The sequence below is a fragment of the Pseudomonas fluorescens group sp. PF-1 genome, assembly GCF_054481335.1.
In genome coordinates this window covers 924,722-946,698 of record NZ_JBTMNG010000002.1, presented here as the reverse complement: position 1 = coordinate 946,698, position 21,977 = coordinate 924,722, and the positions used below count along the sequence as shown (strand labels likewise).

The following is a 21,977-nucleotide window of genomic DNA, read 5'->3' as shown; positions in this document are numbered from 1 at the left end:
ATTGTAAAATGAGAACCACTGCGACGGCTGAATTCATGCTCGAACCGGCGTTTTTCCCCGTGGAGCCCAACAAGGACGCCGGCACCAGCCGCGATTCGATCGGCCTCGGTCAGCGCGCCGGCAAAGGCCTCAATACACGGCACGGCACCATCCTGACCCTGGAAGACATCAGCGTCAGCTTCGACGGCTTCCGCGCGTTGAACGACCTGAACCTGTACATCGGCGTCGGCGAGCTGCGCTGCATCATCGGCCCCAACGGCGCGGGCAAGACCACGCTGATGGACGTGATCACCGGCAAGACCCGCCCCAGTCATGGCAAGGCCTGGTTCGGCGAAACCCTGGACCTGACGCAGATGAGCGAAGTGCAGATCGCCCAGGCCGGCATCGGTCGCAAGTTCCAGAAGCCCACGGTGTTCGAGGCACTGAGCGTGTTCGAGAACCTGGAACTGGCGCAGAAAACCGACAAGTCGGTATGGGCCAGCCTGCGGGCACGGCTCAATGGCGAGCAGAAGGATCGCATCGCCGAAGTGCTCGACACCATCCGCCTGACCCCTTCGGTCAATCGCCCTGCCGGTTTGCTCTCTCACGGCCAGAAGCAGTTCCTGGAAATCGGCATGTTGCTGATGCAGGACCCGCAACTGCTGCTGCTCGACGAGCCGGTGGCCGGCATGACCGACGCCGAAACCGAATTCACCGCCGAGCTGTTCAAGCGCCTGGCCGGCAAGCATTCGCTGATGGTGGTGGAACACGACATGGGCTTCGTCGGCTCGATTGCCGACCACGTCACCGTGTTGCACCAGGGCAGCGTGTTGGCCGAAGGATCACTGGAGCAGGTGCAGGCCGATGAGCGAGTCATTGAGGTTTATTTGGGTCGGTGAATCGGCCAGCTACAAGCTTTCAGCGACAAGCGGCAAGTTACGAGCGAAAAGCCGTCCGGCTTTTTCTTGCAGCTTGTAGCTTGCCGCTGACAACTGCCCGGAGGGCCCTATGCTGCAAGTCGACAAATTGCACCAGTACTACGGCGGAAGCCACATCCTGCGCGGCCTGACGTTTGACGTGAAGGTCGGCGAGGTCACCTGCCTGCTCGGGCGTAACGGCGTAGGCAAGACCACCCTGCTCAAATGCCTGATGGGCCTGCTGCCGGCCAAAGAGGGCGCGGTGAATTGGGAAGGCAAACCGATCACCACGTTCAAGCCGCATCAGCGGGTGCATGCCGGCATCGCTTACGTGCCCCAGGGTCGGGAAATTTTCGGACGCCTGACCGTGGAAGAAAACCTGCTGATGGGCCTGTCGCGCTTTCCCGGCTCCGAAGCCAAAGCAGTCCCGGCGTTCATCTACGAGCTGTTCCCGGTGCTGCTGCAAATGAAGCACCGACGCGGCGGCGACCTGTCCGGTGGCCAACAACAGCAGCTCGCCATCGGCCGCGCCCTGGCCAGCCGTCCACGTCTGTTGATTCTCGACGAGCCCACCGAAGGCATCCAGCCGTCGGTGATCAAGGAGATCGGCGCCGTGATCAAAAAACTCGCAGCCCGCGGTGACATGGCGATTTTGCTGGTGGAACAGTTCTACGACTTCGCCGCCGAACTGGCCGATCAATACCTGGTGATGTCACGGGGCGAGATCGTGCAACAGGGTCGCGGTGAAAATATGGAAGCCGAGGGTGTGCGCGGCCTGGTTACCATCTAAAGTTGCGATCTGATCCGTAGCATCCTAACGATAATTAGACATCATGAATCTACCCGCCTCGCCGTTGTTCACGCCCAGTTGGCATGCCGAACTCGAACTGGCTTACGCCCGTTTCGGTGACAGCACACGTCCGGTGCAGCGCCGCCACCTGGGCCCGTTGCGGGTGCAGAAGCACCTGTACGCCGAAGGGCCGCAGGTCTGCCAGCACATCATCGTCCACCCGCCGGGCGGAATCGCCGGCGGTGATCGCCTGAACATCTCGGCCAGCGTCGGCCGCGATGCCTGGGCACAGATCACCAGCCCCGGCGCGGCCAAGTGGTATCGCGCCGCCGGCCCCGCTTATCAGCAATTGAAATTGCAGGTCGCGGCCGGTGCGACACTGGAGTGGTTGCCACAGGAAACGATCATCTTCAGCGCGGCGCAGGCTGAACTCAGCACCGCCATCGACCTTGAAGGCGATGCGCGGTTGTTCTACTGGGACGTCGTGGCACTGGGGCGCCCGGCCAGTGGCGAGCGTTTCGACCTCGGACACTTTCAGGCGCAACTGGATATCCGCCGCGATGGCCAGTTGCTCTGGCACGAACGCCAGCGCATTGTCGGGGCTGACGGTTTGCTCGACTCACCGATTGGCCTGGACGGGCAACCGGTGTTCGCCACCCTGTTGGTGACCGGGGAAATCGATAGCGAGTTGCTGGAACGCTGTCGCTCGTTGCCCCATGCCGTACGCGGGGATCTGACGCAATTGCCGGGGCTGTTGGTCGCCCGGTGCCTGGCCAGCGAGGCGCTGCTGGCCCGTGGCTGGCTGATTGATGTGTGGCGAATGCTCAGGCCTGTGCTGCTCGGCCGCGAAGCGGTCCCACCCCGAATATGGAACACCTGAACACCGATCCCTGTGGGAACTGGCTGGCAAGCCAGCTCCCACAGGGGTCGTGTTTATGTACCCGAATACCTTTTTAATCTGCCCTGATGGATTGCACCAATGGACCTGACCCCACGCGAAAAAGACAAGCTGCTGATCTTCACCGCAGGCCTGGTGGCCGAGCGGCGTTTGGCGCGCGGCGTAAAACTCAATTACCCGGAGGCCATGGCCTACATCTCCGCGGCGCTGCTCGAAGGTGCCCGCGATGGCCAGACCGTGGCCGAGTTGATGCACTACGGCACCACCCTGCTCAGCCGCGAACAAGTGATGGAAGGCATCCCGGAAATGATCCCGGAAATCCAGGTCGAAGCGACTTTTCCCGACGGCACCAAACTGGTCACCGTCCATCAACCGATCGCCTGAGGCCACGCCATGACTTACCACATCCGCGATGCGGTACATGCCGACCTGCCGGCCATCCGCGACATCTACAACGACGCCGTGCTCAACACCACGGCCATCTGGAACGAACAGGCCGTGGACCTGGGCAATCGCCAGGCCTGGTTCAGCGCCCGGCAATCCCAGGGGTACCCGATCCTGGTGATCGTCGACGCCGAAAACCAGGCGCTGGGCTACGCTTCATTCGGCGACTGGCGGCCTTTTGATGGCTTCCGTCACACCGTCGAACACTCGGTTTACGTACGCAGCGATCAGCGCGGCAATGGCCTCGGTCCTCGGTTGATGGAGGTACTGATCGAACGCGCCAAGGGTTGCGACAAACACGTGATGGTCGCCGCCATCGAAAGCGGCAACACCGCGTCCATTCGCCTGCATGAGCGCATCGGCTTCGTGACCACCGGGCAAATGCCTCAGGTGGGCACCAAGTTCGGGCGCTGGCTGGACCTGACCTTTATGCAATTGACCCTCAATCCTGGCGCCCAACCACCGAGCGCCAACAAGGAGTGATACCCGATGAACCCCGCCCAACTGCGACGCGTCAATGTTGAAAGCTTTGCGCACTATCGTCAGGGTTTGATTGACCTGCTGCTCGACGCCGTGGGCTATGGCGCCAGCGTCGGTTTCATGGCCGACCTGGATGCGACTCAGGCCCGCGCGTATTTCGATGAAGTCCAGGAAAACCTGAACAAGGGCCATGTGCTGCTGTGGGTGGTGGTCAAGGACGAACAAGTGCAGGCCAGCGTGCAACTGACCCTGTGCCAGAAAGCCAACGGCCTGAACCGTGCCGAAGTGCAAAAGCTGCTGGTGCGCGAACACGCGCGGCGTCGAGGGTTGGGCCAACAGTTGATGAATGCTCTTGAGCAAGCGGCCCTGCAGCACAAGCGCGGCATGCTCTACCTCGACACCGAAGCGGGCTCTGTGGCGGAAGATTTCTACAAGGCCCTGGGTTACACCCGTGCCGGCGAAATCCCCGACTACGCCTGCGACCCGAGCGGGCGCTACAAGCCGACCGCCCTCTACTACAAGATTCTGCAAGGAGCCCATTGATGATTCCCGGTGAATACCAGATCCAGCCCGGCGACATCGAACTCAACGCTGGCCGTCGCACCCTGAGCCTGACGGTGGCCAACAGCGGCGACCGGCCGATCCAGGTCGGCTCGCACTACCACTTCTTCGAAACCAACGACGCCCTGACCTTCGACCGTGCCGCCAGCCGTGGCATGCGCCTGAACATTCCCGCCGGCACCGCCGTGCGCTTCGAGCCGGGGCAGAGCCGCGAGGTCGAGCTGGTCGACCTGGCCGGGCATCGGCGGGTGTTCGGGTTTGCCGGCAGGATCATGGGGAGTCTCTGATTAAGGCTGTGTCTGTTCCGGCCCCTTCGCGAGCAGGCTCGCGCCCACAGGAGAATGCGATCAACTGTGTGCGAGCCTGCTCACGAAACTGAGCGCAGCGAACGATTTCAAATTCAATTGAATCTCAAGGCAAACGAATGAAAATCTCCCGTCAGGCCTACGCCGACATGTTCGGCCCTACCGTCGGCGACAAGGTGCGTCTGGCCGACACCGACCTGTGGATCGAAGTGGAAAAAGACTTCACCACCTACGGCGAAGAAGTGAAATTCGGCGGCGGCAAAGTGATCCGCGATGGCCAGGGCCAGAGCCAGTTGCTCGCCGCCGACGTGGTCGACACCCTGATCACCAACGCGCTGATCATCGACCACTGGGGCATCGTCAAGGCTGACGTCGGCCTCAAGGACGGGCGCATCGCCGCGATCGGCAAGGCCGGCAACCCGGATGTCCAGCCCGATGTCACCATCGCCATTGGCGCCGGCACCGAAGTCATCGCCGGCGAAGGCATGATCCTCACCGCCGGCGGCATCGATACCCACATCCACTTCATCTGCCCGCAACAGATCGAAGAAGCGCTGATGAGCGGCGTCACCACCATGATCGGCGGCGGCACCGGCCCGGCCACCGGCACCAATGCCACCACTTGCACTTCCGGCCCATGGCATCTGGCGCGGATGCTTCAAGCCGCCGATGCCTTCCCGATGAACATCGGCCTGACCGGCAAAGGCAACGCCAGCCTGCCGGGGCCGCTGATCGAACAGGTCAAGGCCGGCGCCATTGGCCTGAAGCTGCACGAGGATTGGGGCACCACGCCCGCGAGCATCGACAACTGCCTGAGTGTCGCCGACCAGTACGACGTGCAGGTGGCGATCCACACCGACACCCTCAACGAATCCGGCTTCGTCGAAACCACCCTCGCCGCCTTCAAGGGCCGCACCATCCACACCTACCACACCGAAGGCGCGGGCGGTGGTCATGCCCCGGACATCATCAAGGCCTGCGGTTTCGCCAACGTGTTGCCGAGTTCCACCAACCCGACCCGACCGTTCACCCGCAATACCATCGACGAACACCTGGACATGCTGATGGTCTGCCATCACCTGGACCCGAGCATTGCCGAAGACGTGGCCTTCGCTGAAAGCCGCATCCGCCGCGAGACGATTGCCGCCGAAGACATCCTCCACGACCTCGGCGCGTTCTCGATGATCAGCTCCGACAGCCAGGCCATGGGCCGCGTGGGCGAGGTCATCACCCGCACCTGGCAAACCGCCGACAAGATGAAAAAGCAGCGCGGCCCGCTGCCCGGCGACGGTGAAGGCAACGACAACTTCCGCGCCAAACGCTACATCGCCAAATACACCATCAACCCGGCGATCACCCACGGCATCAGCCATGAAGTGGGCTCGGTGGAAGTCGGGAAATGGGCCGACCTGGTGCTCTGGCGCCCGGCGTTCTTCGGGGTCAAACCGACGCTGATCCTCAAGGGTGGCGCCATCGCCGCCAGCCTGATGGGCGACGCCAACGCTTCGATTCCGACGCCGCAACCGGTGCATTACCGCCCGATGTTCGCCAGCTTTGGCGGCTCGCTGCATGCTACCAGCATGACCTTCATCAGCCAGGCCGCACAGGAGGCCGGCCTGCCCGAAGCCCTGGGCCTGAAGAAAAAAATCGCCGTGGTCAAAGGCTGTCGCCAGGTGCAGAAAACCGACCTGATCCACAACGACTACCTGCCGAACATCGACGTCGACCCGCAGACCTATCAGGTCAAGGCCGACGGCGTGTTGTTGTGGTGTGAGCCGGCGGATGTGTTGCCGATGGCGCAGCGGTATTTCCTGTTCTGAAGGTGAGCGACTCGCCAGATAAAAACCCGATGGCGGTCACCCGCCATCGGGTTTGCTTTTTCTGCCGTACGCATCAACTGGCGTAACTGTAGGCAATGGTCAAAGATTTTGTAGCTCTGATGACAAAACCCTGAAAACGCTTAAACAAGCCCTGTCGAAATGCGTTTAGCGGACAAAGACGCAACGTTTAGAAACGATGAAAACCCTTGAAAAATCGAGGACGCGTCTGACGCTTTTTTAGGGTTGGCCGTCGGAAGTCAGAGGGGTAGCGTGGCATCTCCAGACCTACCACGGAGACTCACCATGCCCAACGTCACCGACACACCCGCTGGATCAGACGCTCAATGCAATCACGCGAACCTCTGCCCCCCTTCAAAAAAGCTCCACCCCGCCGTCGACCGCGCACTGGACTATTACCTCAAACCCAATATGCCGACGACGGCCGCGACGCGCTCGCCCAGCACCATTTTTGTCGTTGCACCGGACGTCGACAACGAAACGTTATTGGCCCATGCCTGCGAGTCGTTGGCGTCGGCGAGCGTGATGGCGAGTGAGTTTGCCGGGATGCTGGACGGTGCGAACCGCAACGCCATGCTGGCGCTTCAGCAGGTGATCATGCTCAGTGAGCTGGCGGTGAATCGGGTGCTGGATAATCGGGCGTGAACCTCAAAAAGGCTCTGTTCAGTTCAAGACGAACACCGTACCTGTGGCGAGGGCGCTTGCTCCCTCGCCACAGGTTACTGATTGCTCGCTCTACCTCTTAAATGAACGTTCTGGTTCGCGGTTATTGAGCGGGTGGAAGCTCAAGGAGCGGTAACCGGGCTCGTTCGATCGCTTGTTGAGTGATCGATTTCAGCGTCTGCCGGATCTGCCGGTCGATGTCGGTCAACGCCTTGATGTAGTCCTCATCACTCATGACCTGCCCCTCGCTGAAGGCGTTTTCGTCGCGGTTCAACTCGCGACAGAGCGCCTTGATCTCCACCTCAAACGCCACCTTCGCCGTCGGTTCCACGGCCTCGGAACGACGCAGCAACGCATCTTGCAACTCCGTGGTCGCGTCGATCTGTCGCTTCAAACTGTCCAGTTCTTTAGCGCGGGAAGACTCCAGCCAGGTGTTCCACAAGGGCTGTTCAAGGATTCGATCCGTGAGCAAGTCGCCCTCCTCCAGCGCCACGATTCGCCGGAATGCCGCGTCGATCATTTCCTTGCTGACCCCGGCAATCTTGCGGAACTGCATGCCCCGGGCCTGCCACGGCAAATCAAGGCGCTGCGCCAGGTCCGTCATGTACGCCAAGTGCACTTCCACTTCATCGATGGTCCCGGTGACATTGCCCTGCCCGTCGAGTCGCCGAAACCGCTCTCCCGCCGCCAATCGTGACGCGACCCGTTGACGAGCGATGGCGCCCAATTCATCGAGCCTGGATTTGCCCTGGGCCAGCTCCAGCAACCGAGTTTCGATCAGGTCCGCGCTGCCCAGGGCGTAGGCCTCGTGAATCAGCACTTGCAGGCCCATGGCGTTGAACAGTTGGGTGCCGCCATCCACGCACTCGGTGGGTGTCGCGGCCTCGTTGAACAACTTGACCCGCAGTTCGCTGTCCTTGGCCATGGCCTCGAGCATGCGCCAGACCTTGGCGGTCAGGTCCGTCTTGTAGGCGCCGCCCGCCGTGAAGTCGGCCGATTGAGTGAGCTTGCGGATTTCATTGAAGAATGGCACCGAGTCGAACTCATCCTCGACCTCGTTCCAGATTTCCTGTTTTTCCTGCCATTGCCGATCGGTCATGCCCATCCACCAGTCAGAGCTGTCCAGCGTGCCGCGCGGTGGGTACGGTCGCTCCGGGTCCATGCCCACCGATTCAATGTAGGACTTGAGGGTGTCGAGGTTATCCGGCGAAATCCAGCGGGGTTCACGGCTGATCAAGGTGCGCGCCAGCAGTTCGGCGCGAAACGATCCCGGTGCGACCTCCGGGATCCGGGTGATCGGGTTGTGTCGCAGATCGAGGTAAATACTGCGCGGCCGCGACTGGGAAAACAGTCCGACGGGCCAGCTGTCCAGGCCCGTTTCGTTGAGCAAAATGACCTGCAATTGCGGCATCCGGCTGATGTTCGGCGCGAGCTTCAACGGGTTGCCCCGCAAGCCGAGCGAACGCAATTGAACCAGCTTTTTCAGGCGATCCACCGCCAGTGCGTCCAGTTCGATACGATTTTCATTGAAGGAAAGGTCCGTGAGATGACTCATCTCGTTGATCGCCTCTGGAACGGCGGTCAGCAGGTTGTCCTGCAGGTTGAGATAACGCACCCGGCGAAACGAGCTGAGAAACCCCAGGTGCTCGTTGCGCAACTCGCCGCTGCGCACGCTCAGACTGGTGACGTGATCGAAGTTGGCCTCCAGTTTCGGCAGCGTCTCAAGCAGCCGACGGATCAGAGGAAAATCGTCGAGCTGCAGCCATTGCGTGTGCGCCGCACCTGCCACTTGCACGCCCTCGGGCCCGCTGCGCTGCCAGCATTGCCGGATCGCCTTGTAGAAGCGCTCCCGGGCGCGCAATTCGGCAATCCCTGACGGCGTGAAACGGAAGGACGCCGTCGGTGAAGTCATCCAGTTTTGCATCGTCCGGTTCAATTGATCGAACTCGGCCTCCAGCGCGGTCAGCCTTTCATGGGCCGAACCACCGTTCTGAGTGAACTCGGTCAACAGCGTTTCAACCTCTTGCGCAGTGAAACCCGGATACAGCGAACGAGCCCGGCGCCGCAATCCCATGCCGCGCGGGACCTGTGCATAACCTGGCATGCCGCCGCGCAAGCGCATGACGCTCGGGTCGTAGGACGGCTTGAGGACCGGGTTGTCCCGCAGGACCGGTTCGAACACGGATCGATCCAGCGGACGTGCCTTTATCGCTTGCTCAAGTCCCGCTGCATCATGGATTTCATAACCCAGGGCTACGCGCTGTTGGTCGGGCAATGCGTGCAGCACGGCGGCATAAAGCGTGTCCGCGCCGTGCAGATGTTGATCGAGCGCATCCCGCGCTTCATATCGGCCATCCTCGCCCAGAATCAGCACCTTGCGGATCGGCGCGTCCTCCGGGCCAAGACTGTCGCGCAACGTGCCCGAAAATGAATATTCACGAATCTCCAGACGCAGGTCCGCAGGCCAGCCAGGCAGGGCTGCCAGGGAGTGCAGCTGCAGTCGCTCGGTGTCGGTGTTGTGCAATTCGCCGAGGTACAGGCCCTCATACGCTCGCGCCACCCTGAGCTGGTGCGCCGCTTCCCGGGCCTGTTGCGAAAGCCTCAAGGGCACGCGTTTTTTCTCGGCCAGATGCTGCAGGTCCGAAGGGTCTGCGTGATCCAGAAGCGCTTGCGCCACGCTGGTCGAGAGCGAGGACTCGTCGCCCTTGAGCAAATTCAATCGGGCATCGTCCGTACCCTCCCGGCGCTCGTACAACTTGTCGAACAAACGCCTTTTACTGCCTCGTGCCTGATCGGCCAGACGATCGCGCAACGCCTTGACACGCGCCTTTGAATCCCCGGAAAACCACTGCCCCAGCATTTCGCGCAGGGCCTGTTCATCCAAGAACCCGACCACACGCTCAGGCAAGCCACCAGCCAACAAATCCTGCCAGGTCATTTGCAAGGTGTCGGCCGGCAACGCGTCGGCATAGCCCTCCTTGATCGCCGCCCCCGACAGGCCCGGCCCCTCGAACACTTCGATGGCCTTGCCCTCGGGCCAGCCTGGCAGTTCCGTCATGAAGCGCACGGCATAATCGCCCCAGTCCTGGCCGACTCGATTGGCCTGAATCTGTTCCGCACAGGCCTCGGCGTCGGCGTATGCCCTGAAGCGCTTGAGGGTATCGGTCAGCAGCGCGGGCGGGGTTTCGTGTTCCACGTGCAGCCGGCGCAATGCATCTTCGTGAACGCCACTGACGGTCAGGATCTGCTCCAGGGTTTGATCCGTGAATCCATCCACCGAGGCGCCCAAACGCTGAAGCAATTGACGCCGATCCCATTCCAGCGGTTGATCCAGCTCCGTCTTCCACAGGCCCGCGCCGTTGTGTTCCAGCAAGGGTTGATAGGCGTCTGCACGGGTTGGGTGTTGCAGGCGATGCTGGCCCGTGTCCGGGTCCTGTTTGACTTCATAGCATTTTTCGTCGATGCGCAGCAGGTCCCGATCCTGATGCCGGTACAAGCCTTTTTCACCGACGACGCCCTCCTTGGGCACGGTGACCGATTGCTCATAGGGCGTCAGATCCGGATTCCACAACCGCTGCTTGCCCGCGACCTCCACAGGCTTGAGCCCTTCGACGAAGGGCGAGACCTTGAGCGGTGTCAGCTGGCCGCTTGGCAATGCATGACCGGCGCTCATCAGCGCCAGCTGTGCAAAGTTGATCAGCACGCCATTGAAGTAGGCAGAGGCCTCTTCCTTGTCGCCTTTGCTCCAGTCTTCGATACCTTCGGCTACCTCGGCGAGCATCTGCGCAATCATGATGCCGAGCATCGCTTCGCCCACGCCGGGCACCAGCATCGCGGCGAAATTGAACAGGTTCCAGCCGATGTCCAGGTAACTGGTCAGGCGCTTGAAGCGGGCGTTGGCGTCCTCGTCGTCGGTCGGCACCGCGATGCGTCGGGCATCGGCGATGGCCTTGTCGCGGCGCTGCACGAACAGTGTCGCCCACAGATCGCCGGTGATCTGATTGGTAATGGGTTCCGCATCGGGATTCTCCACCGCCGTTTCGCGCCACCACGGCCCCATGTCCAGCGGCTCGCGTTGCTGCCAGGTAAACGTCTTGAGGCGCTCGTTGACCCGGTGGAAAAACAGCCCTTTGTCCTTTTGCGCCACGAACCGGCTGAAAAAGGCCTGGTACTCAGCGTCGCGCAGCTGTCCGATCAGGGTTTTCATGAACTCGGTCAGCGACGAGTATTCCTTGAGAGGATGCTCCGGATCATCCGGAACATAGGCGATCAAGTGGCCGGACAAACGACTCTGATGGTAGACGTCGTCCCGGCGCAGAAGCTCATCGCTGAGACCCTGGGGCCCATTGGCAAAAAACGCCTGCAGCAGTTTGAACCGCTCGTACTCTGTTCCGGGCAATACCGGGATACGCTGCGACCATTCGCTCCAGAACTTCAACAACTCAGGGGTCAAGGCATCGATCGCCTGCTTGATCTGCGACGGATCGCTCACGGCGCTGAACAGCACGATGCCCGTCAACCGAAAGCCCATCAGCGACAATCGGTGGCACTGCAACGGTCGATCGTACAGCGTGGTATTGGCCTGGCCCTCGCATATTTGCCTGAGCTTGCCGTAGGCATGGTCGCTGATATCGCCCTTCAATCGCGCGACCAGTGACGCCAGCTGAAACGTGGCTTTTTCACTGGCCACGGATTGGTCCTGCAAGGCGCTCCGGGCTTTGGCTGTTGCCGGCAGCAGGACGGATGTGATGTGCCGCTGGTACTGTCCGCCAAGGTCGAGGCCGCGGCACATCGATGCAAACCCGGACAAGGAAATCGCGGGCTCAAGCGCAAGAGCGCCACGCTCATCCTTGCGATAGATGCCGGAGTTGCTGCGCCAGGCGTCCTCGGCGGTTTCAGATTCCTCGAAATTGTGCAGCGCCGCCTCCAGCAACGAGGACTGCCGAACGCGACTGGCCCCGGTATCAATGACAAGGCCAATTTTGCTGGGCACTTCAAGTTGTACGCTGAGCCCGTCGATGCCTTTGACGTTTTTGAAATTCGATTGCATTGCCGTGCGCAGCAGTGGCTCGGCGAAGGCATTGATGTCGTGCTGCAAATCGCCCAGGGTCCTGTCCAGTACGCCTTGCAGACGCCCCTGTTCTTCAATCAATTCCTTCAGGTATTGGCGGTCTGTTTCCCGTGCATTGCTATACCACTCGGGGGGCAATGGCCTGAGCGTTTCAAGGCTTTCCAGTCTCGACATCGAGGCCTTTTTGATCGCCTCAGGTATTACCGCGAGTACACGACGGTAATAAACCCCATTATTTTGCGCGGGCGTTGCCCGCGAGTTGCTTCCATGCAAATCAGACACTGTTCAATCACCTTGATGACAGGATAGGAATCACCAGCTTATTGATCCACCTTCGAAAAAAAAGACCAAAAAACTGTTGGACCAATGCGCTGAAATGGCCTGCACGCTTCGAAAATCAAGGAGCCTTCAATAGGTATGTACCGCCACAAAAGCGGCCGGTTATGCCACTGAATGAGCGGTCGTGTATTTCTCGCCAAAGGGGCTACTATTCGAGTCGATCTTCCATGTTTCATGCTCAGGTACCTGCCATGCGTCTTTCCGAATTCATCGTGTTACATGTCGATCGCATCGTCGATGAATGGGAGCTGTTCGCCGAAACCATCACCCCTGCCGCCGAGCTCATGGACAGTGCCGCGTTACGCGATCATGCGAAAGCGATCCTGCTGGCCGCCGCGCGGGACATGACCAAGCCTCAAACGCCCGATGAACAAGCGGCCAAGGCCAAGGGCGAAGGCCCGGAAAAAACCCCGAGCCTGGACCAGGCCGGCGCCAGCCACGGCGAGTTGCGTCACAACGTCGGTTTCGATCTGGTGCAGATGACCAGTGAATTTCGCCATTTGCGCGCCTGTGTGATCCGCCTGTGGGTCGACAGCCTCGTGTCCCCCGACATGGCTTACTTCCAGGACATGATCCGTTTCAACGAAGCCATCGACGAAGCCCTGGCCGAGTCCACCGCGGCCTATGCCGAGCAAGTCAATCGTTCGCGGGACATCTTTCTGGCGATTCTCGGCCACGACCTGCGCGCGCCGCTGCAAGCGGTGAGCATGTCCACTGAACTGCTGTTGCGCAAAACCGCACTCGAGGGCGATGCCCTGGCCTGCGTGACCCACATCCAGCGTGGCACACGCCATATGACGGTGATGGTCAGCGACTTGCTGGAACTGGTGCGCAGCCGCCTGGGCCGGAGTCTGCCGATCGAACCGGCGCCCATGGACATGGCCGAAGCAGCACACGCGGCGATTGCCGAAGCCTGTGCGGGCAATCCGGAGTGCGATCCGACGCTGCAAGTGCTGGGCGACGCTCGTGGTAACTGGGATCCGGGGCGCATCGCCCAGATGTTGCAAAACCTGATCGGCAACGCCTTGCAGCATGGTTCGAACAAACGCGACGTAATCGTGACCCTCAAAGGCGAGCCGCTCTCCGTTCGTCTTACCGTGCACAATTTCGGAATACCCATCCCCGAAGACGCCATCGCCACGATTTTCGATCCACTGGTGCGCAACGCCGGCGAAGAACTGGGCCAACCTTCAACCAGCCTGGGTTTGGGGTTGTTTATCGTCAAGGAGGTGGTGGATGCCCACAAGGGGACGATTGAGGTCAGCTCGAATGAAGTTGAGGGCACGACGTTCACCGTCGTTTTACCAAAGCGCACATAACGTCAGCTTCCAGTCCTATCAGATCTGTTAGTACCGGGCCCCGAATATTGCGAGTACAAAAGGATGATCCGCTTAACGTCAACCTTATGACTCCCAAGGAAGGCCGCCGTGACTCGCTCAGATACCAATGTCCCCAACAACTCGCGTCAGCAACGCACCGTCCTGTTGGCCACCGATCAGAAAAACTCGGCGCTCGCCGATATCGGTGGCGACGGCATCAATCGCATGGCCTACAGCGCCTATGGTTTTCAATCCACCGAACATGAGGTGGACACGCGACTGGGATTCAATGGCCAGTTTCGCGAGGCATTGAACTGGTATTTCCTGGGCAATGGCTATCGCGTCTACAACCCGCGACTGATGCGTTTTCATAGCCCGGACAGTTGGAGTCCGTTTGGGGAGGGTGGTTTGAATGCGTATATGTATTGCGCGGGCGATCCGGTGAATTTTTCGGATCCGACGGGGCATATGCCTATTAACTTTTTAAAAAAAATTAACCTGCCTCGCCATCGTGTAAGCCGAAATGACAGTACGTCCAGCCTGACTCAACTAATCCCTGCCGATGGATCTCCCCTACTAACAAGGGCTGTTGCCCGTCCAGTGGGTTCAGCCAATGGGCCTGCATCAACCAGTCTCGATACTGTCAGCGAACGACCACCCATGCGGAGTTCTGACAGCATGACACCGCGACGGGACCCGACCACTAGAGAATATATCCACAGTACTTTGCCTAGCGGACGACGGTACTGGACTCCGCCGTCATCATCCCCGCTACCAAGAGAGATGATGACTTATGAGGAAATGGCTCAACGACAAGGTCACACTGGAGGGGGCTCGATGCCAGGCCTGGCAAGCCAATCACCTCCTGGCCCACCGGTGGACAGGTCCACAAAGCCGAAGATCCGCAAATCTGCCCAACGCCCTTTGCCTCTTACTCCCGATGATCACGCAATGGGCTTGAGCATGGACTCAACCGGTGAAGTACGTGTGGATTTGAACACTTACAGCCAACACATGAGAAGAAAAACGTAGGGCAGCAACCAGCGTGGACAATTATCCAAGCTCATTGGTTTACGCGTATTCCAAACCTTGGCCTACTCCACCACCAACCGCCCCAGCCGCTGCCGCAACATCCGGTTCTCCGCCCGCAGTTGCTGCACCTCTTCGAGCAGGTCCAGCGCCAGGGCGACGCCTTCCCATTCCAGTTCCAGGTCGCGCCGCAGCTTGGCGGCGCGCTTGGCCAGGGTCAGTTCGTAATCGGTGAAGCGCCAATCCTTCGGCGTGCCCCCTTGGGGTTCGAGGATGCCGTGTTCGACGATTTCGATCACGTAGACGTCCGACAGGTCGGTCGCCTCACAGAATTCGGCCAGGTCCAGTTGAACGATCAGAGGGCTGCTCATTACGGGCTACTCCGGGTCTTGGATCAGAAATTTTCTCTCGGGTCGAACGCGGCTTTTTTCGCCAGTTCCTGCCACAGGGCCTTGACCTCATCGTCCGATTTTTTCGGCATGACGGCCTTCAGTTGCACGAACAGGTAACCGCGCTCGCCGGCCTTGCTCTGCAGGCCATGGCCCTTGGCGCGCATGCGCTGGCCGTTCTGGCTGCCGGCCGGCACCTTGAGGTTGATCTTGCCGGTCAGGGTCGGCACGGCCACTTCGGTGCCCAGGGCCAATTCCCAGGGGGCCAGCGGTAGCGTGATGATCAGGTTTTCGCCTTCGACATCGAATTTCGGGTGCGGCGCAAAACGGATGGTCAGGTACAGGTCGCCATTGGCGCCGCCACCGATACCCGGTGCGCCCTGGCCCTTGAGGCGAATGCGCTCGCCGTCGGTCACGCCGGCGGGGATCTTCACGTTCAGACTTTTAGTGGTATTGCTGACGTGTTGGCCGGCGGCGTTGTACTGCGGCACCTGGAAGGTGACCTTCTTCGATTCGTTCGAGAGGGTTTCTTCCAGAAAAATCGCCAGTTCCATTTCCACGTCCTGTCCTCGGCGCCCGCTGCTGCGACGCGACTCCGCCCCGCCAAAGCCGGGGCCACGGTTACCGAAGATCGAACTGAAGAAGTCCGAAAAATCGCCAGTGTCCTGACCGCCGCCACCGAAACCGCCACGGCTTTGCCAGCCTGGCGGTCCCTGGAACGGTTGACCATGCTGGCCATAGCGGCGCAAGTCGTCGTATTCGGCGCGTTTGTCGGCGCTTTTCAACGCTTCATAGGCCTCGGAGGCATCCTTGAACTTGGCCTCGGCGTCCTTTTCCTTGCTGACGTCGGGGTGGTATTTGCGCGCCAGCTTGCGATAGGCGGCCTTGATCGCCTTGTCGTCTGCGGTCGGCTCCACACCGAGAATCTTGTAATAGTCTTTGAAGTCCATCGTGGGAATCACCATCCGTTATCGAAATCGCGCCACCTGACACAGCATGCGCCTTATTTGCCGCACAGAGTTTGACCGATCTCAAGTTTGTGACCGGGCAGCGCTTCATAAGTTTATCGGCAGCCGGCGGGACTTCTTGCGATTGCCCTGCGGCTGTCCGGTTGATGCAGGGTAGTTTGGGGGTGATCGCGCGTCTTTCAAGCGGTTGATCGGCAGATTTAGCGGATGGTCGGCCTTCGATTCTGTGCCGCACTGACATACACTGCGCGGCCGTTTTTTAACCGGAACTTGAAAGACATGAAAAACGCATCTCCAGCCCGTGCCTGTGGCATCGACTTCGGCACGTCCAACTCCACCGTCGGCTGGCTTCGCCCTGGCATGGAAACGCTGATCGCGCTGGAGGACGACAAGATCACCCTGCCTTCGGTGGTCTTCTTCAACATGGAAGAACGTCGCCCTGTGTACGGCCGGCTGGCGCTGCACGAGTACCTGGAAGGCTACGAGGGGCGCCTGATGCGCTCGCTCAAGAGCCTGCTGGGTTCCAAGCTGATCAAGCACGACACCAGCGTGCTGGGCACGGCGATGCCGTTCAAGGACCTGCTCGGACTGTTCATCGGGCAGCTGAAAAAGCGTGCCGAGGCTGCCGCTGGTCGGGAATTCGAAGAAGTCGTGCTGGGTCGCCCGGTGTTCTTTGTCGATGACGATGAAATGGCCGACCAGGAAGCGGAAAACACCCTGGTGGACGTCGCCCGCGCCATCGGTTTCAAAGACGTGTCCTTCCAGTACGAACCGATTGCCGCGGCATTCGACTACGAGTCGACCATCGAAAAAGAAGAGTTGGTGCTGATTGTCGACATCGGCGGTGGTACTTCGGACTTCTCCCTGGTGCGCCTGTCCCCGGAACGTCGCAACCACGACAACCGTCACGACGACATCCTGGCCACCGGTGGCGTGCACATCGGCGGGACCGACTTCGACAAGCAACTGAGCCTGCAGGGGCTGATGCCTCTGTTCGGCTACGGCAGCCGGATGAAAAGCGGCGCCTACATGCCCACCAGCCACCACATGAACCTGGCGACCTGGCACACCATCAACTCGGTGTACTCGCAAAAGTCGACCCTGGCGCTGGGCAGCATGCGGTATGACATCGAAGACACCGGTGGCATCGATCGCCTGTTCAAGCTGATCGAACAGCGCGCCGGACACTGGCTGGCCATGGAAGTGGAAGAAACCAAGATCCAGCTGACCCATGCCGACAGCCGCCACGTCGCGCTGGACCGCATCGAACCCGGCCTGAGCGTGGAATTGAGCCGTGCACTGTTCGAGTCAGCCATCGAGAACCTGCTCGAGCGCGTGCGCGACAGCGTGACCCGATTGCTGGCGGACGCCGATGTGCGGGTCGATCAGGTGGACACCGTGTTCTTCACCGGTGGTTCGAGCGGGATTCCGGCCCTGCGCAACAGCGTTTCGGCGATGCTGCCGAATGCGCGGCACGTGGAAGGGAACATCTTTGGCAGCATCGGCAGTGGTCTGGCCATCGAGGCCGCAAAACGCTATGGCTGAGGAGCAGCTGCAAGCTTCAAGCTGCAAGTAAGAACCCAGAGCGAACACCGTCCTGCTTTTACTTGAAGCTTGCAGCTCACAGCTCGCAGCTAATGGCTGCCGTCAAACCATCCCTACCTGCTTCAACTCGCTCTTCAGATACGCGTAATAAATCGGCCCTGCCACCACCCCAGGCAGGCCGAACGCGGCCTCGAACACCAGCATCGCCAGGAGCAACTCCCAGGATTTGGCACTGATCTGTCCGCCGACAATGCGCGCATTGAGAAAGTATTCGAGCTTGTGGATAAAGATCAGATAACCCAATGCCGCCACGGCCACCCAGATTGACAGCGACAGGCCGACGATGGTGATCAGGGTGTTTGACATCAGGTTGCCGATCACCGGCAACAGTCCCAACAGGAAGGTCAGCACGATCAGGGTTTTGGTCAGTGGCAGCTTGATGCCGAACAGCGGCAGGATCACCGCCAGAAAAATCCCGGTAAAGAATGTATTGAGCAGGGAAATCTTGATCTGCGCGAACACGATGTTGCGGAATGCCTGGACCAAAAGGTGCAGGCGATCAAACAGCGCCGCGGCCAATGGCTTGCGCTTGGTCAGATCCGGAACGCGCTGCAAGGCAATGATCGCACCCAGCACCATTCCGATCAGCAGTGTCACAAACATGTGCGCCGCGTCTTTGCCCACCAGTTGCAAGTCGCTGAGGTGCTTGCTCATCCACTCGCCAATCGCCACGCGAAACTCGGCGGCGCTGGCCGGCAGGTAAGCGTCGATGAACGGCGGCAGCTGTCCGCGAGCGCGGTCGACCACGTGCATGAATTTATCGAGGGAAGCGCCGGGGTTCTCCGCCTCGTGCAGCAGAAAACTGATGGCGCCGGCGAAGATCAGCGTCAGCACACTGACCACTAATGTCCCCAGCAACGCCACGGCCAGCCAGCGCGCGCGCCGCCCTTCGATCAGCCGCTGCAGCTGCGGGGTGAGCATGTTGACCAGTTCAAACACCAGCAACCCGGCCAGCAGGCTGGGCAGCAACCGCAACGGAATCACCAGCAGCAGCCCGCCGAAAATGATGACCCAGCTGATGACCAGCAACACTTGACGCTGAGAAAACGTTGGCATACAGCCTCAAAACGAACGGCGTAAAAGGATGGGCAGTCTGCCAGCGATCCGGTGGCAGCACTAGAGATTGTGTGGGACGACCTTGGTGGTGCGGCGTTCGGCTATTTTTCTGCGGCCGTACCGGCCCCATCGCAGGCAAGCCCGCCATGGGGCCCGAACAGTCACCGCAGGCCCGCGCCCCGGCCCATGACTCATTTTTTCTTCAGGCAATCGCTCATGAACGCCTTGCGCGCGTCACCCTTGAGGGCTTTGGTGGTGGCGTCGGCGTTGCAGGTTTTCATCTTCTCTTGCTGAGGGGTCAGGGCTTTGCCGGCATCGTTGGCCGCTGGAGCGGCTTTCAGACAATTGCTCATGAAGGCTTTGCGCTCATCGCCCTTGAGGCTTTTAGCGGTAGCGTCGGCATTGCAAGTGGTCATCTTGTTCTGCTGGTCAGTGGCGGCGAAACCCTGGGAACAGAGCAGCAAACCGATCATCAACAAAGGGACACGCACTATCTTCATGGAGTTTTCTCCTTGTCGCCGCATCGAGCGATGCAGCCTTCCCGAGGAGTGTAGTCAAGCCTTGTTACACCTTCCTCCAGACATAAACGCCCCCTCTCGATGAGGTCGTTAAAACATCTTATTGCGCCGATAGTAATCCGGTGTACATCCAGCTTGGCGCTGGAACATCGCGATAAATGCCGAGCCTGTGCTATAGCCCAGGTCAAAGGCGATTTCCTGAATGCTGCGCTGGCTGTCCAGCGCCTCAATCGCCGTCAGAAAGCGCAAACGCTGGCGCCACTCGCCGAAACTCATGCCCAGTTCGCGGATAAACTGCCGCGCCAGGGTGCGCTCACTGACATGAATGCGCCCGGCCCAATCCGCCAGTGGCCGATTATCCCCGGGATCGGCTTGCAGCGCCTCGAGTATGCCCAGCAGCCCGGGACTGCTGGCGTAGGGCAAGTAGCACTCATGCACCGGTGCCTGTTGCAACTGGTCCACCAGGACCTGGGCCAGGCGTTTGTCCGCATCCCGCTCGGGGATCTTCACGTCCCGGGCCGCGAAGTCCTTGAGGATTGCCTTGAGAATGTCGCTGATGGCCAGCGTGCATGCCTGCTGTGGCAGATCGGCACAGACCGTCGGCGCCAGGCAAACGGCGCGGTAATTGATTGGCTGATGACTGTAGAAACTGTGCTCGATTCGCGGCGGCACCCACACGGCGTATTGCGGCGGCGACATGAACCGGCTGCCGTCGACGTCCATGTGCAGCACCCCGTGGGCCGCATACTCCAGCGTGCCCCAGGGGTGGCGGTGCGGTGCGGCGAATTCATGGGTATCGAAGTCGGCGTAGCGGAAGTAGACCGCTGAAGGCAGTTCGCTGAAATCCAGCAGGTCGATGTGTTTACGGGTCATGCTGTCCGGATTCAGGGGCAGGTTGTCTGGATCGAAGTATAGGCTTGTATCCAGACAGAGGATAATTGACCTCCATTAACGTTCTGGTTCACCCGATGCAATACGCTTATCCCCTGCTGGCCATCTTTATCTGGGCCGGCAACACCGTGATCACCAAAATGTCGGCCGGGGCGATCTTCCCCGCCGAGATCGGCTTCTACCGCTGGCTGCTCGCCGGACTGCTGTTCACCCCCTTCATGCTCAAACCGGTGATCGCCCATTGGCCGGCGATCCGCCCGAACCTGGGCAAGATCTTTGTCCTCGGCGTGCTCGGCATGGCGGTTTATCAAAGCCTGGCGTACTTCGCCGCAGGACTGACCTCGGCCACCAACATGGGCATCATCCTGTCGTTGATGCCCTTGATGTCACTGGCCATGGCGATCATCAGCCTCGGCCAGCGCCTGACCATCGGCGCACTGGCCGGTGCGGTGCTGTCGTTTGCCGGGGTATTGGTGGTCGTCTCGTCCGGCAGCCTTGCGGTACTGCTCGAGCATGGCGTGAACCTGGGCGATGCGATGATGCTGATCGCCACCCTGGCGTACGCGATCTACAGCACGCTGCTGAAAAAATGGCAGCTGCGCTTGCCGCCCCTGGTGTTGCTGTACTTGCAAGTGCTGGTCGCGGTGGTGGTGCTGTTCCCACTGTTTCTCGCGTCCCCGAAAGTCGGCCTGACTTTGCAGAATATTCCGCTGGTGCTGTACGCCTGCCTGCTGGCTTCGATGATCGCTCCCCTGGCTTGGATGCAGGCCGTGGTTCGCCTTGGACCGAGCCGGACCACGTTGTTTTTCAACTTGCTGCCGTTGATCACCGCGCTGATTGCGGCGGTGGTACTGCATGAGCAGTTGGCGCTGTATCACTTGGTGGGCGGCTTGTTGACCTTGGGCGGGGTGATTCTGTCCGAGCGGTGGACCACGGTGTTGGGCCGCGCGTAATCCCTCGCCACAGGGTCGGTCTAAAGGCCGGCCGCGTTCAACCGGGCCGCATGTTCGACAAACAATCGGATCGGCTCGGCCTCCTTGCCCACCCACCCCCAGGGCTGATTGACGATGTCGAAATGGTTCAGCGGAAACTCATCGCCAATCACCCTTCCAAGGTGCGAGCTGTAGCGCCCGACCATCCCGTCGCAATACCCGGATTCGCGCACGAAGGTTTTGGCGAACAATCGGCAACTGCGATGGGTGCCATCAAGCGGATTGCGCCCCCGGTCGGTCTTGCCCGGTTGCAAGGTCCCGGACCAGGAGTAATACCGCACGCCGTTGACCTCTTCCGGTCCGTGCCCACCCCAGGATTCGGGCAGGCCTTGTGGATAACGTTGATTGAACAACGCCACGCCTGCGCTGGTGAGTGAATGGTGGGAGGCATGGATATCCACCGGCAGCTTCGGCCCGCGATAGCCGGTTTCGAGCAGGCTCATCAACGCCGCGACCCACCGTAGCAGGCTGCTCAGCATCCGCCCTCTGACACTGTCATGGGGATAGTGTTCGTGCAGGTAGTCCGCCAGCTCCGAGCCGTGATTCGGCCCCGCCACCGATGTGACTGACGCCACCCGGTCGGGGCGTTTGGCGGCGGCGTATCGAGCGGTCAACGAGCCCTGGCTATGACCGATCAGGTTGACCTTCTCGGCCCCCGTTTCGCGCAGAATCTCGTCGATCCGCGCCAGGAGTTGCTCACCGCGCACTTCGCTGGAATGCAGCGGCGAGACCTGTACCGCAATCACCACCGCCCCACCCTGACGCAGCGCGGAAATGATGCCGTGCCAATAGGGATAGAGCAGTAACCGGACAAACCCGAGCATTCCCGGGACCAGCACCAGCGGGTAACGCGGAGCGGAATCTTGCGACATGGGCGGACATCCTGATGATCGATGAGGCGATGCAAGGCGCGAAGCAAAGACTC

20 protein-coding genes are annotated in these 21,977 nt (G+C 60.5%); 13 read left to right on the top strand and 7 right to left on the bottom strand.

From position 1 onward, the window contains the following. The first annotated feature begins 8 nt into the window (after positions 1–8). The 9 genes from urtD (at position 9) to ACX3YD_RS18935 (ending at position 6,857) form a co-directional block, all read left to right on the top strand. Entirely contained in the window at positions 9–878 is an 870-nt protein-coding gene (gene urtD, locus ACX3YD_RS18975; protein WP_458960747.1) for an urea ABC transporter ATP-binding protein UrtD, read from the top strand. A 109-nt stretch (positions 879–987) separates the two neighbouring features. Continuing rightward, the gene (gene urtE, locus ACX3YD_RS18970; protein WP_047536898.1) at positions 988–1,686 is read left to right on the top strand and encodes an urea ABC transporter ATP-binding subunit UrtE; all 699 of its coding nucleotides are present in this window, start codon (positions 988–990) and stop codon (positions 1,684–1,686) included. Between the two features lie 43 nt (positions 1,687–1,729). Continuing rightward, positions 1,730–2,566, top strand: a complete 837-nt coding sequence (locus ACX3YD_RS18965; RefSeq protein WP_458960746.1) for an urease accessory protein UreD — start codon at positions 1,730–1,732, stop codon at positions 2,564–2,566. Positions 2,567–2,665: 99 nt separating this feature from the next. Beyond that, complete coding sequence (ureA, locus tag ACX3YD_RS18960; protein WP_007937143.1) at positions 2,666–2,968, top strand: urease subunit gamma; 303 nt, start codon at positions 2,666–2,668, stop codon at positions 2,966–2,968. A gap of 9 nt (positions 2,969–2,977) precedes the next feature. After that, the gene (locus ACX3YD_RS18955; RefSeq protein ID WP_458960745.1) at positions 2,978–3,511 is read left to right on the top strand and encodes a GNAT family N-acetyltransferase; all 534 of its coding nucleotides are present in this window, start codon (positions 2,978–2,980) and stop codon (positions 3,509–3,511) included. Positions 3,512–3,517: 6 nt separating this feature from the next. Next, positions 3,518–4,051, top strand: coding sequence for a GNAT family N-acetyltransferase (locus ACX3YD_RS18950; protein ID WP_047536889.1), 534 nt, complete (start codon positions 3,518–3,520; stop codon positions 4,049–4,051). Then, complete coding sequence (locus tag ACX3YD_RS18945; protein WP_458960744.1) at positions 4,051–4,356, top strand: urease subunit beta; 306 nt, start codon at positions 4,051–4,053, stop codon at positions 4,354–4,356. Before ACX3YD_RS18950 ends, ACX3YD_RS18945 begins: the two co-directional genes overlap by 1 nt. Positions 4,357–4,493: 137 nt before the next feature. Beyond that, positions 4,494–6,194, top strand: coding sequence for an urease subunit alpha (gene ureC, locus ACX3YD_RS18940; protein WP_090465358.1), 1,701 nt, complete (start codon positions 4,494–4,496; stop codon positions 6,192–6,194). 303 nt (positions 6,195–6,497) lie between these two features. Then, positions 6,498–6,857 carry a DUF6124 family protein gene (locus ACX3YD_RS18935; protein WP_458960743.1) on the top strand — a complete coding sequence of 120 codons (360 nt, stop codon included), beginning with the start codon at positions 6,498–6,500 and terminating at the stop codon, positions 6,855–6,857. A gap of 121 nt (positions 6,858–6,978) precedes the next feature. Here ACX3YD_RS18935 and ACX3YD_RS18930 read toward each other — a convergent pair whose 3' ends face one another. Next, complete coding sequence (locus tag ACX3YD_RS18930; protein ID WP_458960742.1) at positions 6,979–12,120, bottom strand: dermonecrotic toxin domain-containing protein; 5,142 nt, start codon at positions 12,118–12,120, stop codon at positions 6,979–6,981. Between the two features lie 356 nt (positions 12,121–12,476). Here ACX3YD_RS18930 and ACX3YD_RS18925 point away from each other — a divergent pair, with 356 nt between their 5' ends. Next, positions 12,477–13,604, top strand: a complete 1,128-nt coding sequence (locus tag ACX3YD_RS18925) for a sensor histidine kinase (RefSeq protein WP_458960741.1) — start codon at positions 12,477–12,479, stop codon at positions 13,602–13,604. Positions 13,605–13,712: 108 nt separating this feature from the next. Further along, positions 13,713–14,636, top strand: coding sequence for an RHS repeat-associated core domain-containing protein (locus ACX3YD_RS18920; protein ID WP_458960740.1), 924 nt, complete (start codon positions 13,713–13,715; stop codon positions 14,634–14,636). 62 nt (positions 14,637–14,698) lie between these two features. Here ACX3YD_RS18920 and ACX3YD_RS18915 read toward each other — a convergent pair whose 3' ends face one another. Together ACX3YD_RS18915 and ACX3YD_RS18910 are read right to left on the bottom strand one after the other, a co-directional pair. Then, complete coding sequence (locus tag ACX3YD_RS18915; RefSeq protein WP_130206340.1) at positions 14,699–15,004, bottom strand: chaperone modulator CbpM; 306 nt, start codon at positions 15,002–15,004, stop codon at positions 14,699–14,701. 23 nt (positions 15,005–15,027) lie between these two features. Then, entirely contained in the window at positions 15,028–15,972 is a 945-nt protein-coding gene (locus ACX3YD_RS18910; RefSeq protein WP_458960739.1) for a DnaJ C-terminal domain-containing protein, read from the bottom strand. A gap of 297 nt (positions 15,973–16,269) precedes the next feature. Between ACX3YD_RS18910 and ACX3YD_RS18905 the strand changes: the two genes are divergently transcribed. After that, positions 16,270–17,535, top strand: coding sequence for an Hsp70 family protein (locus tag ACX3YD_RS18905; protein ID WP_103403295.1), 1,266 nt, complete (start codon positions 16,270–16,272; stop codon positions 17,533–17,535). 102 nt (positions 17,536–17,637) lie between these two features. Here ACX3YD_RS18905 and ACX3YD_RS18900 read toward each other — a convergent pair whose 3' ends face one another. The 3 genes from ACX3YD_RS18900 to ACX3YD_RS18890 all read right to left on the bottom strand — a co-directional run bounded on the left by ACX3YD_RS18900 (position 17,638) and on the right by ACX3YD_RS18890 (position 20,042). Then, the gene (locus ACX3YD_RS18900) at positions 17,638–18,651 is read right to left on the bottom strand and encodes an AI-2E family transporter (protein WP_047536867.1); all 1,014 of its coding nucleotides are present in this window, start codon (positions 18,649–18,651) and stop codon (positions 17,638–17,640) included. A gap of 191 nt (positions 18,652–18,842) precedes the next feature. Then, complete coding sequence (locus ACX3YD_RS18895) at positions 18,843–19,151, bottom strand: PsiF family protein (protein ID WP_103403296.1); 309 nt, start codon at positions 19,149–19,151, stop codon at positions 18,843–18,845. 108 nt (positions 19,152–19,259) lie between these two features. Continuing rightward, positions 19,260–20,042 carry an AraC family transcriptional regulator gene (locus ACX3YD_RS18890; protein WP_458960738.1) on the bottom strand — a complete coding sequence of 261 codons (783 nt, stop codon included), beginning with the start codon at positions 20,040–20,042 and terminating at the stop codon, positions 19,260–19,262. A gap of 95 nt (positions 20,043–20,137) precedes the next feature. Here ACX3YD_RS18890 and ACX3YD_RS18885 point away from each other — a divergent pair, with 95 nt between their 5' ends. Continuing rightward, on the top strand, positions 20,138–21,013 hold the full coding sequence (locus ACX3YD_RS18885) for a DMT family transporter (protein WP_458962063.1): 876 nt from the start codon (positions 20,138–20,140) through the stop codon (positions 21,011–21,013). A 20-nt stretch (positions 21,014–21,033) separates the two neighbouring features. On the opposite strand, the gene ACX3YD_RS18880 is transcribed toward ACX3YD_RS18885, so the two are convergent. Next, complete coding sequence (locus ACX3YD_RS18880; protein WP_458960737.1) at positions 21,034–21,924, bottom strand: alpha/beta fold hydrolase; 891 nt, start codon at positions 21,922–21,924, stop codon at positions 21,034–21,036. Positions 21,925–21,977 lie beyond the last annotated feature (53 nt).

Bases quoted from the DNA above. Each gene is read 5' to 3' on its own strand.
- ACX3YD_RS18945 (WP_458960744.1), top strand. From the start codon at position 4,051: ATGATTCCCGGTGAATACCAGATCCAGCCCGGCGACATCGAACTCAAC.
- urtE (WP_047536898.1), top strand. From the start codon at position 988: ATGCTGCAAGTCGACAAATTGCACCAGTACTACGGCGGAAGCCACATC.
- ACX3YD_RS18950 (WP_047536889.1), top strand. From the start codon at position 3,518: ATGAACCCCGCCCAACTGCGACGCGTCAATGTTGAAAGCTTTGCGCAC.
- ACX3YD_RS18910 (WP_458960739.1), bottom strand. From the start codon at position 15,972: ATGGACTTCAAAGACTATTACAAGATTCTCGGTGTGGAGCCGACCGCA.
- ACX3YD_RS18900 (WP_047536867.1), bottom strand. From the start codon at position 18,651: ATGCCAACGTTTTCTCAGCGTCAAGTGTTGCTGGTCATCAGCTGGGTC.
- ACX3YD_RS18925 (WP_458960741.1), top strand. From the start codon at position 12,477: ATGCGTCTTTCCGAATTCATCGTGTTACATGTCGATCGCATCGTCGAT.
- ACX3YD_RS18935 (WP_458960743.1), top strand. From the start codon at position 6,498: ATGCCCAACGTCACCGACACACCCGCTGGATCAGACGCTCAATGCAAT.
- ureC (WP_090465358.1), top strand. From the start codon at position 4,494: ATGAAAATCTCCCGTCAGGCCTACGCCGACATGTTCGGCCCTACCGTC.
- urtD (WP_458960747.1), top strand. From the start codon at position 9: ATGAGAACCACTGCGACGGCTGAATTCATGCTCGAACCGGCGTTTTTC.
- ACX3YD_RS18915 (WP_130206340.1), bottom strand. From the start codon at position 15,004: ATGAGCAGCCCTCTGATCGTTCAACTGGACCTGGCCGAATTCTGTGAG.
- ACX3YD_RS18905 (WP_103403295.1), top strand. From the start codon at position 16,270: ATGAAAAACGCATCTCCAGCCCGTGCCTGTGGCATCGACTTCGGCACG.
- ACX3YD_RS18880 (WP_458960737.1), bottom strand. From the start codon at position 21,924: ATGTCGCAAGATTCCGCTCCGCGTTACCCGCTGGTGCTGGTCCCGGGA.
- ACX3YD_RS18890 (WP_458960738.1), bottom strand. From the start codon at position 20,042: ATGACCCGTAAACACATCGACCTGCTGGATTTCAGCGAACTGCCTTCA.
- ureA (WP_007937143.1), top strand. From the start codon at position 2,666: ATGGACCTGACCCCACGCGAAAAAGACAAGCTGCTGATCTTCACCGCA.
- ACX3YD_RS18955 (WP_458960745.1), top strand. From the start codon at position 2,978: ATGACTTACCACATCCGCGATGCGGTACATGCCGACCTGCCGGCCATC.
- ACX3YD_RS18965 (WP_458960746.1), top strand. From the start codon at position 1,730: ATGAATCTACCCGCCTCGCCGTTGTTCACGCCCAGTTGGCATGCCGAA.
- ACX3YD_RS18930 (WP_458960742.1), bottom strand. From the start codon at position 12,120: ATGTCGAGACTGGAAAGCCTTGAAACGCTCAGGCCATTGCCCCCCGAG.
- ACX3YD_RS18895 (WP_103403296.1), bottom strand. From the start codon at position 19,151: ATGAAGATAGTGCGTGTCCCTTTGTTGATGATCGGTTTGCTGCTCTGT.
- ACX3YD_RS18885 (WP_458962063.1), top strand. From the start codon at position 20,138: ATGCAATACGCTTATCCCCTGCTGGCCATCTTTATCTGGGCCGGCAAC.